The sequence below is a fragment of the Acinetobacter sp. GFQ9D191M genome (assembly GCF_011174875.1).
GTDB lineage: Bacteria > Pseudomonadota > Gammaproteobacteria > Pseudomonadales > Moraxellaceae > Acinetobacter.
Genome location: NZ_JAALGV010000020.1, coordinates 15,216 through 27,318, shown reverse-complemented (window position 1 = coordinate 27,318; position 12,103 = coordinate 15,216). Strand labels below are relative to the sequence as shown.

Annotated in this window: 14 protein-coding genes; 7 read left to right on the top strand and 7 right to left on the bottom strand. The window is 43.3% G+C overall.

What is annotated here, in order from left to right; genetic code table 11:
- Positions 1–383: 383 nt before the first annotated feature.
- The 6 genes from G5T77_RS03740 to def all read right to left on the bottom strand — a co-directional run bounded on the left by G5T77_RS03740 (position 384) and on the right by def (position 5,618).
- Positions 384–1,145 (bottom strand): hypothetical protein, encoded by a 762-nt coding sequence (locus G5T77_RS03740; RefSeq protein WP_166139379.1) that lies wholly within the window; start codon positions 1,143–1,145, stop codon positions 384–386.
- Positions 1,123–1,647 carry a hypothetical protein gene (locus G5T77_RS03735; RefSeq protein ID WP_166139377.1) on the bottom strand — a complete coding sequence of 175 codons (525 nt, stop codon included), beginning with the start codon at positions 1,645–1,647 and terminating at the stop codon, positions 1,123–1,125. The genes G5T77_RS03740 and G5T77_RS03735 overlap by 23 nt, the downstream gene beginning before the upstream one ends.
- Positions 1,644–2,285: an ABC transporter ATP-binding protein gene (locus G5T77_RS03730; RefSeq protein WP_166139374.1), complete on the bottom strand. Its 642-nt coding sequence runs from the start codon at positions 2,283–2,285 to the stop codon at positions 1,644–1,646. The genes G5T77_RS03735 and G5T77_RS03730 overlap by 4 nt, the downstream gene beginning before the upstream one ends.
- A 140-nt stretch (positions 2,286–2,425) precedes the next feature.
- The gene (locus tag G5T77_RS03725) at positions 2,426–4,513 is read right to left on the bottom strand and encodes a TonB-dependent copper receptor (protein ID WP_166139372.1); all 2,088 of its coding nucleotides are present in this window, start codon (positions 4,511–4,513) and stop codon (positions 2,426–2,428) included.
- Positions 4,514–4,584: 71 nt separating this feature from the next.
- Positions 4,585–4,995, bottom strand: coding sequence for a DUF2946 family protein (locus tag G5T77_RS03720; protein ID WP_166139370.1), 411 nt, complete (start codon positions 4,993–4,995; stop codon positions 4,585–4,587).
- Positions 4,996–5,087: 92 nt separating this feature from the next.
- Positions 5,088–5,618, bottom strand: coding sequence for a peptide deformylase (def, locus tag G5T77_RS03715; protein WP_004780730.1), 531 nt, complete (start codon positions 5,616–5,618; stop codon positions 5,088–5,090).
- A gap of 120 nt (positions 5,619–5,738) precedes the next feature.
- Here def and G5T77_RS03710 point away from each other — a divergent pair, with 120 nt between their 5' ends.
- From G5T77_RS03710 to G5T77_RS17130, 4 genes are all read left to right on the top strand, one after another.
- Positions 5,739–6,893, top strand: a complete 1,155-nt coding sequence (locus tag G5T77_RS03710) for a LysM peptidoglycan-binding domain-containing protein (protein WP_104426934.1) — start codon at positions 5,739–5,741, stop codon at positions 6,891–6,893.
- A gap of 57 nt (positions 6,894–6,950) precedes the next feature.
- Positions 6,951–8,090 carry a DNA-processing protein DprA gene (gene dprA, locus G5T77_RS03705; protein WP_166139368.1) on the top strand — a complete coding sequence of 380 codons (1,140 nt, stop codon included), beginning with the start codon at positions 6,951–6,953 and terminating at the stop codon, positions 8,088–8,090.
- Between the two features lie 40 nt (positions 8,091–8,130).
- On the top strand, positions 8,131–8,700 hold the full coding sequence (locus G5T77_RS03700) for a Sua5/YciO/YrdC/YwlC family protein (RefSeq protein WP_034171542.1): 570 nt from the start codon (positions 8,131–8,133) through the stop codon (positions 8,698–8,700).
- A 171-nt stretch (positions 8,701–8,871) separates the two neighbouring features.
- Positions 8,872–9,069, top strand: a complete 198-nt coding sequence (locus G5T77_RS17130) for a hypothetical protein (protein WP_240904288.1) — start codon at positions 8,872–8,874, stop codon at positions 9,067–9,069.
- Between the two features lie 26 nt (positions 9,070–9,095).
- On the opposite strand, the gene G5T77_RS03690 is transcribed toward G5T77_RS17130, so the two are convergent.
- Complete coding sequence (locus tag G5T77_RS03690) at positions 9,096–10,007, bottom strand: DMT family transporter (RefSeq protein ID WP_034705680.1); 912 nt, start codon at positions 10,005–10,007, stop codon at positions 9,096–9,098.
- A gap of 191 nt (positions 10,008–10,198) precedes the next feature.
- Between G5T77_RS03690 and G5T77_RS03685 the strand changes: the two genes are divergently transcribed.
- The 3 genes from G5T77_RS03685 (at position 10,199) to G5T77_RS03675 (ending at position 12,049) form a co-directional block, all read left to right on the top strand.
- Positions 10,199–10,744 (top strand): glutathione peroxidase, encoded by a 546-nt coding sequence (locus tag G5T77_RS03685; RefSeq protein ID WP_166139365.1) that lies wholly within the window; start codon positions 10,199–10,201, stop codon positions 10,742–10,744.
- Between the two features lie 173 nt (positions 10,745–10,917).
- Complete coding sequence (locus tag G5T77_RS03680) at positions 10,918–11,463, top strand: glutathione peroxidase (protein ID WP_166139363.1); 546 nt, start codon at positions 10,918–10,920, stop codon at positions 11,461–11,463.
- Between the two features lie 208 nt (positions 11,464–11,671).
- Complete coding sequence (locus G5T77_RS03675; protein ID WP_166139361.1) at positions 11,672–12,049, top strand: RcnB family protein; 378 nt, start codon at positions 11,672–11,674, stop codon at positions 12,047–12,049.
- Positions 12,050–12,103 lie beyond the last annotated feature (54 nt).

The following is a 12,103-nucleotide window of genomic DNA, read 5'->3' as shown; positions in this document are numbered from 1 at the left end:
TAATCTCTTAATGATCTTCTTACTGCTTCGTCAGCAGCAAGCTAGGTCGGCTATATTACTCTCTATCTCTAGAAAGTCAACCAGTAAATCTGATTATTTTTAAACTTTCTTTCTAAAACCCAACTTAACCACTTTATGCTAAGTTACTGTTTTGTCAGAAGTTTTAATCTTCATCACCGCCGATGGATGTGCATTCTACAGTATTTCAGAGGGCTTGCAACCCCCTTTTTCAACAAAAATCATCGTCTGTATATTTATTCATCCAAATTTGTGTTTTTTTCTATTTTATGCTGCATTAATAAACGAAATTAACCATTTTATTTTTATTCTTTTAAGTTCGAGATCATTTTATTTTGAATAGCCGCTTTTTATTTATGCAATATTTAAAAATTCAAACCGAGCATTACTCGTATTACAACGACGGATGCGACGAAACTCAGTAATTTGCTCACTACATGTGTGTCTTCCGGTGATTTCTGGATCCAGATATTCAGCATCAATAGCACTGGGCAGATCAGCAATAATAAAATTGCCGATTGCCATCCTAGCCAGTAACCTACAGATAACAGACTTGGTAACAGTGCAATAGCTCCCATGATGAACAGTGCTTTATGATGAGCCCGCTCAATCATCTGGGATGCAATACCATTACATTGCAGAAAATAACACTGTGTCTGGTATTGAGTTTTTAGTGCCAACTGCATACTGCTCACCACATATAAGCTACCAGCCAGCAAAACACTCGTTACAAATAGAGTTAGCTCCTGCTCTGTCCAGCGCACCCACAGGAAATTTTCCAGAATCATGTCTGCTTGCACCAGCGGAATCAGAAGTACAGGCAGTACAGTTAAAATCAGTAATATAAAAATTCTAGAACTATTTCCTGATTCAAAGAGCTGTCTTATATAAATACGAATTAAATGATGAATCACCTGGGCTTTTGGGTTCAAAGCCATATAAGGCAATACCCATCTCAACTGTAATTCTTTTGCTTTTTGATTTTTCTTTAAAATTTTAGAACAAATACCTATCCCTATGAGCGTAACAAGAATCGTCAATACTTTTGAACCACTCAAGCTCAGTACAACAGGACTAGTAAAAGATAAAATGACACCGATCCAGTTATAGCGAATACGATTCAGCACAGCTAATTGCAATATCACAATCAAACATGCCCATAACCCTATCAGTGAAATATTCAGAGCCAGCAAATACATAGGCCATTGCAATGAGATAAGGAATAAATAAGATGCTATTGGTATAAGCAATTATGCAAAAGTCAGTCATAAGTCTGAGTCCTGCCGAGACAGGCAAGCATTGTAAATACTGACTGGCCAATCCCCCCATTAATGCCAGACGCTGCAATATTATCCAGACTAATGAAATACTCACAAAACTCATCCAAATCAATACTGCATCCTGCCAGGCACTGCCATTGAGTAGATGCATTAAGGGTTTTGCCATCGCAAATAGTAGCGCCAGGAGTGCTGGTCCAAGCAAGATCAGGATCAATGCAGCAGCTTGGGTATTACGGCGCATGGCATCTGCGGTGACCTGCACATAGTATTTCAAGCGCCATTCGATCATTTGACGGAGATGATCGTAGTCTCTCCGAGAAATCGACCAAAATCGCTGAAATCTGTTCAAGCGGCCTCTCCAATCAAGTCTTGCAAGTCCACATGTTTTATCTGTAATTGTTGTTGCAAATGCAGATCATGACAGGTCATCAAGATCAATTTATTTTGGGCCGCCTGACTTAATAGCTGTTGAAAGACTTGTAAGGATTTAGAATCCAAACCATGTGTCGGTTCATCAAAAATCAGAATTGAGGTATTACTCATAAATGCTGAAATCAGCATAAATTTTTTAGCAGTCCCAAAGGACATGGCATCAAATCGAATATCTAAAAAAGTTTGAATAGCAAACAGATCTACCAGCTCCAAAGCTTTTATCATGGGAACCTGGCGTAGACTGGCAATAAACGCTAGAAACTCGCGTCCAGTAATAAAGGGATAAGCCACCATGGTGTCCGGCACAAATGCCAGTTGCTGTGCCACCTGCTCCTGCTGCAATACCTGTCCGTTAATATAAATCTGACCCGATGTCAGACTTTCCATGCCAACGATCATTTGCAATAAAGTCGATTTACCTGCTCCATTTGCCCCGGATAATACAAAAATGCCAGCGCCTTGCCAGGTATAGTTAATCTGCTGAAAAATCACCTGATCGGCAAATTGTTTAGTAAGTTGGTGCAACTGAATCGAAGGCTGCTGTTCTTGGGGCATATATTACTTTTATATTTAATATAATCATTTAATTAGAGTGTAAGTGAGCTGTTTTTTAAACACAATTTATTTTCCGACTCTTTAACTGCTAAAAACAAAGCCGCTAATTGAGCGGCTTTGTTTTAACGATTGGGATGAGGTTAAAATTTCATACTAACACGCGCCCAGTAATTGCGTCCGATATTATTAAATTGCTCATCTGAAGCAAAACCAAAACCTGAACTTCCCATTTTATTCAAATGTTCTGTATAAGTCCGGTCGAAGACATTATCGACACCGACTGAAAGATCCACACTCTCATTCACATGATAGGTGCCATTTAAAGACAATGTGCCAAAACCAGCACTCTGTTTATGGTCATAACCAACAATATTGCCTTCATGTTCACTAATACGGTTTTGGCCATCCACCAAACGCCAGTAAGCCCCTAAGGTATAATTCTCCTGGATATAACGCAGATTCACCCGGGCTTCTAAAGGTGCAATTTGCGGCAATGGCGTATGATCTGTCGTGTTTTTACCCCAAGCATACATAGCACTAATATCAGCCTGAATAGCATCGGTAAACTGGTAGCCAATTCCGGCTTCTGCACCAGCAATCGCCGCATCAACATTTCTTGAATCTGCACCATTCATTTTTACCGACTGCATTCCTTCCATGCCACTACCCATATGATGGTCACGACCTGAATTTGCAGTTTCAGGATAAGTCATCAGAATAAAATCCTGAACAATACCAGCATAAGCCGATACCCATGAATTGAAGGTACCATGATGATGTTGATAGCCCAGATCAAGCTGTAAGGTTTTTTCAGTATCTAACTGTTTAAATGTATTTGCAGTTACACCCTGATAATCGGTTTTAAATAATTCCCAATAATCCGGCACACGCTCGACGTATCCCAGACCAATATAGGTTTTACCGCCATCATGCTCTGGATGAGTATTTTCAAAACGGATAAAGGCACTCGGCAAGATTTCCTGACGGCTTTGACCAGTTTTTAAGGCATCAATATCAACCTGATCGACCCGCACACCCGTAACCAGTTTATGGTTGTCATTTAGTTCATGGCTCAATTCACCAAAAGCTCCATAAGACTGAAATCTCATATCTGGCGTGAGCGGCATGTTTATATTGATTGAAGTCATTCCCCCAGCATGCGTATTGTGCTGAGAATCCACACCCGCGATCAACTGGGTTTTATCCCATTCACTTGTTATCGCCATACGGGAATTTAAAGTACGGCGTGTGACCTGCATAGCAGACGGATTGGCTTTCATGCTATGGGTTGCCATGTCATGGATCATCGGTACAGGCCGCAGACTAAAGTTATCCATGATGTGATCGTTATAGTTATAGTTGATCTGTGCCTCAACTTTCCGAATCACATCCGTCAGATTTCTCTTTTCAACACGTAAGCCGAGGCTTTCACGGGCAAACTGTGATCCATCCATATCACGGCCAGCATAAACCGCCTCGCCATCAGCTTTACCACCGGTCAGCTCGACCCAGGTATCTTCATCCGGTGTCCAGCCCAGTGCCAGGTCTGCATTCCATCGTTCCCAATCTGAAGGTACAGTTTGACCATTACCATCCTGATAACTGTTTGATACCGAACGGTTGGTGTTCAGGCGGATATACTTCTTTTCATCACCAGCAGCAGCTTCAATGTTCTGGTCCAGACGACCAAAAGATCCCATCAGTACACTGGCCTGACCACGATAGTGTTGATCTTCTCCAAATTGTTCAGGTGTACGCTCAAAAATGACGGTTGCTGCCGAACCGGTATTGGCATATTGAACTGTTTGCGGGCCTTTAATGACTGAAATACGGTCATAACTTTCTGGAGAAATATATGAAGTGGGCGAATCCATCCGGCTTGGACAGGCACCGAGGTTTTCAGTGCCATCAGTCAGGATTTTAATACGTGAACCGAACATGCCACGAAAGGTCACATCGCCATTGGTGCCAGCTCCGCTATTGACCGAACTAAAACCTACAATACTTTGCAGATAATCTGCACCATCGGTTGCTGGCACTGGCTGAATCGGCTGTTTGGGATCAGCACGAACAATCAGACCATTGGCATCATTACCGGCAGTTGAAGTCACCACAATCGGCGCCATGGTTTGTACAGGCATGCTTTCATTGGCCATAACCACTGATGAATAACAGGCAACACAAATCGCAGCCGCAAGGGGCTGTAACAAGAATTTAGGCTGAGCCATTTTCTATCTCACTGAATACATAAATTAAACACGGTCCGAGTCATTCAAGACCCAGTCAAAACAACGTGGATTTATGCAAACAGTGGCGGTGCCCGTCCTTGCGGAATCAGAAAGAGTCGCTGAAGAACAAACCAGACATGTTTAAAGGCTTGTTCAAAAGCCAAGAGTCTGACCTGAATTCGATCCAGGACTTCTTTCACTTCAAGCTTAGGCGGCAAAACCAGGTTGCCATAGACAGTACAGTACTGACACTGATGACTGGCATCGTGTTCATGCGCCATGGAGTCCGAGGAAATAGGATGCTGATCAAGATGATGAGCAGGATGTTCAGAATGAACATGAGAGGAAACTAAAAGGGCACGCGTGATGGTTTCACAGACCGGAGCAACCTGATATTGCTTCGGCAGCAAAGGCTGTAAGAATACAGCCATCTGTAGAAATACCGCTACAAAGGAAAGTAGCAGACCTCCCCGCAGAACCATAGGCAAACCCTTGAATTTGTCTGGGCTAAGTATAACAAAACCCAATCAAAATTGGGCTTGTTGAATCATAAAAATTGCTTGGGAAAAGAGTCCTAGCGTTTAACTGCAACTTTTTCTTTATTGCGTTGGCGAACCAGTTTTTCTACTTTTTCACGGGCACGCTGACGTTTCAATGGCGACAGATAATCCACAAAAAGTTTACCATTTAAGTGATCCATTTCATGTTGGATGCACACAGCGAGAAGTCCATCAGCCTCTTGTTCAAAGGGTTGACCATCCAGACCAATTGCCTCGATTTTTACGCGTGACGGACGCTCAACTTTATCGTATATTTGAGGAACTGATAGACAGCCCTCTTCATAAGGCTGTGTTTCTTCAGTCAATGGTGTGATTTTGGGGTTAATGAACACCATGGGTTGATCTTTATTTTCAGACAGGTCCATCACAATCAGCTGAATATGACGATCGACTTGGGTCGCGGCGAGTCCGATGCCTGGCGCTTCATACATGGTTTCAAACATATCTGCAGCGAGCTGACGAATTTCATCAGTAACTTCTTCGACTGGTTGTGCAATGGTACGAAGACGGGGATCCGGGAAACTTAAAATAGGTAATAAGGCCATACTGCGTCCTCAATTATGCCATTGATCAAAAAACCAAATGAAGGGAATGCTTCATCAAAAAAATGTGTGTAAGATCGTTATTATAACGCAATTACGCACATAATTTTAGGAATTATGATAATGAAAAAGGTTTTGAAGGGCATGCCATTTTTTAGTGCCTTGGGGTTAAAAAATCAAATGCTCGCACTGGCAGTTTGTGTCGGAGTGAGTATGGGGACAATGTATTCAGCCGAGGCAGCTCCTGCCCGCAACGTCAATCCACCTGCTTTAAAAGCCAGTGCACCCAATGTCTACGTGGTCAAAAAAGGCGATACATTGTGGGATATTTCAAAACGTTTCTTAAAAAATCCGGTGCGTTGGCCAGAAATCTGGGCCAGTAACAAGCACGTGAAAAATCCACATTGGATTTTTCCAGGTGATCGCCTGTTGATGTGTGACTATCAGGGCCGTCCAATTATTGGTAAAGACGAAGGTGATGGCTGTGAAGGCATCATCAGTCGTTATATTGGCAGTACTTCGCTACAGCCACAGGTTCGCGTTGAATCTTTAAATAATACTATTCCAGTGATTCCATTAGCGCATATCCAGCAATGGCTGGAACGCTATACCATTGTGGCAGCTGATTCAGTTCAGGGTACGCCTTACATTCTCGGCACTGCAGACCAGCGCGTACTGGCCGGTAAAGGCCAGAAGGTCTATGCACGCGGTAATGGTTTGGTGGTTGGCCAGCGTTATGCGGTGTATCGTGAGGCAGACCCTTATGTCTTTACCGATGCCAATGGCAAGAAATACACGGCTGCTCTAGAGCTGCAACAGGTTGCTTCCGGAATCGCAGTACGTGGCGAAGGTGATGTCACCACGCTGGAATTGACAGATAGCTACAATGCCGAAGTGCGTCGTGGTGACCGTGTATTACCTGAATACGATCCGATGTTGCCTACCCTGTTCTATCCAGTGAATGCAGAAAATACGGTTGCTGGTGGTCAGATTGTGCGTGTACTGGGTTCAATCGGTACAGCAGCACGTCATAGTGTCGTGACGATTGACCGTGGTACGGCACATGGGGTTCAGACTGGTCATGTCTTTAGCGTAAACCAGAAAGGTGAAGTGGTGACTGATCCGAAAACCAAAGAGCGCGTACAGCTTCCAGGTGAGCGCATTGGCAATGTGATGGTCTTTAAAACTTTCGATCAGCTCAGCTATGCTTATGTGCTGGAAAGTGAGTTACCTATCAAGGTGGGTGCCAATATTCAAGCGCCATTGTTAGATGAATAATAGATTGATCTAACTTTACAACTGAAAGAATAAGAAGACACACATATAGGTCTCGATATGCTGAACTCTTTATCACGCGTGCAACTGGAAACACTGACGTTATGGTATCTGGTTCAGCATTCTCTTTCGAGCTTCTATAAAATCAGTCAGCATTATTCAAGTCTGACCACAGCCATACAGCCTGATCAGGTGCCTACCTGGCAGGCGCTTGGCATTCATGCCAATCATGTCCAACGCTTAAAAGACTTCTCGCTTCCAGAATCACAACAGAAATTTCAGCGCTGTCTGGAAAAAGTTCAGCGAGATAGTGATTTTGTTTTACTCTACCATGATCTGCACTATCCGCAGCAACTCAGCCACTATGTAGACAAACCACCGATTATTTTTGGCCAAGGTCAGCCGGATACCCTGCTACAAGCCCAAATTGCAGTTGTAGGAAGTCGCAAGCCGAGTCCTCATGGCCGGCAAGTAGCTTATGATTTTTCCTTTTATTTGAGTGAACAGGGTTTCTATATTAATAGTGGATTAGCACAAGGCATAGATGAAGCTGCTCATCGGGCAGGATTAAAACATCAGGGAACCATTGCGGTGATGGGAACCGGACTGGATCAGACCTATCCTTCTCAACATGCACAATTGCGCCAGGAGATTATTGCGCATGGTGGTGCCGTCATTACCGAGTTTCTACCAGAAACCCCACCCTTGCAGCATCACTTTCCACGGCGTAACCGGATTGTCAGTGGCTTAAGTCTCGGGGTCATTGTGGCTGAAGCGACCTTAAAAAGCGGCTCTCTGATTACGGCCAAACTGGCTGCCGAACAAGGCAAGACTGTATTTGCCATTCCGGGACATATTTATAGTGAATATCATAAAGGTTGCCATCAGCTGATTCGTGAAGGCGCGATTCTGATTGATCACCCGCAACAGGTGATTGAAGAACTGGCTCTGGCGACCCAATGGCAAGCCTTACAAAATGAAGTACAACATGACATGGCGGATGAACTCCCTGCACACATACCGCCCCATCTGCTCAGACTTTATAACCAGCTGGACTGGGTCGGACAGGATCTGGATCATCTCAATCATCATCTGCAACAGGATGTGTCTTCTCTGACCAGTCAATTGATGGAACTGGAGCTACTTGGCTTTTGTACCCAGCAAGCTGGTATGTATCTACGTTGTCGTCCACATAAATAAAGTTCACAATAGACACTTCTTGTTTTGATAAGGTATACACATGATCACCACCTCTGTTGCCGAAGCAGCTGAATGTCTCAAAGCTGGACAGGTCTTGGCATACCCTACAGAGGCTGTTTGGGGCTTAGGTTGCGACCCCTACAATGAACAGGCATTTCACCAGATTTTAACCTTAAAACAGCGCCCGATTGAAAAAGGCGTGATTTTACTCGCAGCTCATATTTCACAAGTGGAACATTTACTTCAGGATCTAAGTGAAGAAATGCGTGAAAAAGTAATTGAGTCTTGGAGTAATGATCGACCTACAGACCGGGCAACCACCTGGCTACTCCCTGCCAATGACGATATTCCAGGCTGGATTAAAGGCAAACACCCTAAAGTGGCAGTGCGCGTGACCACTCATCCTCTTTGTGTAGCCTTGTGTCAGGCTTTTGGCGGTTTTATTGTTTCAACCAGTGCCAATCCTGCCGGCTTAGAACCTGCACGTTCCCTGCAAGATGCCATGCGTTATTTTGGTCAGGACCTGAATTATCTGAATGGTGATCTGGGACTGAGCCAGAAACCAAGCCGGATTATTGATGCTGTAACAGGTGAAATTATTCGTGACTGAGCCTTTGCTCAGTCATTTTTCTTTTCAAGCCGACTAAAGTTTTAAGACAAAAAAAAGCTCAACCATATAGGGATGGTTGAGCATAAAAAAGGATGTGTATTATCACATCCAGAGGGTATCGAAATCTCTGGGCATTTCAGCAACAGTCGCTGATCTGCGATGGAGCGTATTATGGGCGAACAGTTTAAAAAAAACAAATATATTTTAGCTCTTAAAAAACAGCTTAAACCTATGATTAATCAATCATTATTTGAAAAAAATTCAAATTATCTTGCTCTTTTTAAAGTGCTTTTTAAAGAAGCTAAAAGCTATTCTTCTCGACTAAAGTCTATTTGCCTTTATTCACGAGATCATTCAAGCAAAAAATGAAGTTTGTTTGTTCGTTTTTTGGGCAACTATTTGGCTTTCAGGAGCACTGGCGCCACAGTTTTTTTCTGGGCCAGCACAATTCCGAACAGAATAATCGCCCCACCAATACTGTGATAAATGGTCCAGGCCTCTTTTAACCAGACAAAGGCAATTAAAGCGGTAAACACCGGCATCAGGTTCATAAAGATACTGGTGCGGGTCGGTCCCAGACGCTGAATCGCCATCATCCACACCAAAGGGGCAATTAATGAAGGGAAAATACTGGCGTAGATAACGCTGCCGGCATTGGTCATATTGATGGCATCAAGACCCAACCAGGCCACAAACGGCAGGTGATACAGCAGCGCAAACAGAATCTGCACATACAGGCTCAGCATTAACGGAATCTGCAGCTGCCATTTTTTCAGAAAAACCCCATAAAAGGCATAGAAAAACACGGCGATAATCATCAGCAGATCGCCCCATTGGCCGCCGGCATGCAGCAGGCCCCAAGGATTGCCCTGCCCCATCACATAGATCAGCCCGGCAAAGGACAACAGACTGCCAATAATGGCGTAGCGATTCGGAATATCGCGCAGAATCAGCATCGACACAAAAATGGTAAAAATCGGAATAAAGGCATTAATAATGCCCATATTGGTGGCGGTGGTGTAATGTGCAGCGGTATAAGCCAGTCCCTGATACAGCACCAGACCAAAGGCACTCAGCACTGCCAGCTGTTTCAGATGCGGCACAATCAGGGCACGCTCACGAATCACCCGCGGCAAAATAAACGGGGTTAGAATCAGAAAGGCAAAAAACCAGCGATAAAAACTGATGCTCACCGGCGAGATAAAGTCGGTCACATAGCGGGTCACGACAATATTCAGTGACCAGATCAGTACCGCAGTCAATGGAAGCAGCATGGCCCACCACATTGTTTTTTGCTGCTGCGTCATAACTTCATCCCTGTCTCTATCTATTGTTAATCTATTCGCTCTTGGCAAGTGCCTAAGCATAATTGATTTTTCAACTAAAATTAATGCTATTTGTAGCTGGCAAGTAAGCATTTCACTGATTCCGACTTGTACTGTCTTTAAATACCCGTTAAAACAAATAGCCCTCATTCATTTAATAAAAAGGAAATCTGATGAGCACTTCTGTGTATGACATTCCGGTAAAAACGATTCAAGGAACGGACACGACGCTGAACCAGTATCAAGGCAAAGTCTTACTGCTGGTAAATGTGGCATCAAAATGCGGCCTCACTCCACAATACGAAGGCTTGCAAAAGCTCTATGATGATAAAAAAGCCGAAGGACTGGAAATCTTAGGTTTCCCTTCCAATGATTTTCTGGAACAGGAACCTGGAAGTGAAAAGGAAATTCAGGACTTCTGTTCCCTGAACTATCAGGTGGATTTCCCGCTGTTTGCCAAAATTCCGGTCGTGGGTGAAGCCAAACATCCTTTGTATGCCACTTTGACTCAGGCTGTACCAGAACGTATCGGTGAAGGTCCATGGTGGAAAGATCTGGTCGACTATGGCCTAACTCCAAATGAACCGCCTGAAGTCCTCTGGAACTTTGAAAAATTCCTGGTCAACAAACAGGGGGAAGTCGTTGCACGTTTTGCACCGGATATCACGGCAGATGATTCACGCCTGCTGGATGCAATCAATGCTGAGCTTGCTAAATAAGTCTTTTTAAATAGGTCGGTTGCAACTGATGACCAGTTTAGCTGACCTAGCTCATAGGCATAAACATTGAATTTCATATTTTTTCACAAACTTATCTAAAATTTATGTTTGCTGAAACCGCCAAGACCCGATAAAACATGAGTCTATTTCCATAACAATTCGAGCAAAACAATATGAGTCAGTCCATTTATGAAATTCCGGTAAAAACCGTCACTGGAGAAAATACGACTTTGTCTGATTATCAGGACAAAGTCCTGTTGATTGTGAATGTCGCATCGAAATGTGGTTTAACCCCACAATATGAAGGACTGCAAAAACTTTATAATGAGAAAAAAACCGAAGGACTGGAAATTCTGGCTTTTCCTGCGAATAACTTTAAAGGTCAGGAACCGGGCACAGACGAGGAAATCCAGCAGTTCTGCAGTCTGAACTACAATGTGGATTTCCCGCTATTCTCCAAGATCTCTGTCGTGGGTGAAGATCAGCATCCTCTTTACCATTATCTGACGCAGGCTCAGCCGCAACGTACAGGTGGCGAAGATTTTGCAGAGCGCCTGAAAAGTTTTGGCAATACGCCAAATGAATTACCAGAAGTGCTGTGGAACTTTGAAAAATTCCTGGTCAACAAGCAAGGTGAAGTGGTCGCGCGTTTTGCACCCAATATTCCGGCAGATGATGCTCGCTTGCGAGATACGATCAATGCAGAATTGGCTAAATAATTTGTAACAGTAATGTAAGTATCTATTTCAAGAATAGATACTTATTCTTTATATTAAAATCAAATACTTAAAACCATATTTACGTAGCTCTAAAATCTCCATGATTTACGCTTAATTTTTATTTTTCTACAACACTTCATTCCATATTTATCAATGAGTTGAGCCTAATATGCAGTTATCCCAAGAGAGATAACGATAGGTTCAAAACATGAAAAACTTAGTAAAAGCAGTCATATTTTCATTATCTAGTGCACTTGTGGCGACTTCAGCTTTTGCTGCAGCTCCAGAGCATCACTCGCAACACCATCAGCCACAAAAAATGCATGTTCAGCAGCATGCACAGTATAAATCTCCTGCACACGCTCAACAGTATAAACAGGTACATAAGAAAGTAGATCCTTCACACGATTGGCGTGTAGGTCAAAAAGTACCAGCTCAGTTCCAGAGCAAAGTGTACAAGGTAGACCACAGCAAATACAAAAAACTCAGCAAACCTGGTAAAAACCAGCAATGGATCAAAGTGAATGGTGACTATATCCTGACCAATGTGATGAGCCATAACATTATCAAAATTATTGCAGGATAAGTTTTATCCTCCTCGGTGAAAAAAGAGTGCTTCAGCACTCTTTTTTAATGTCTT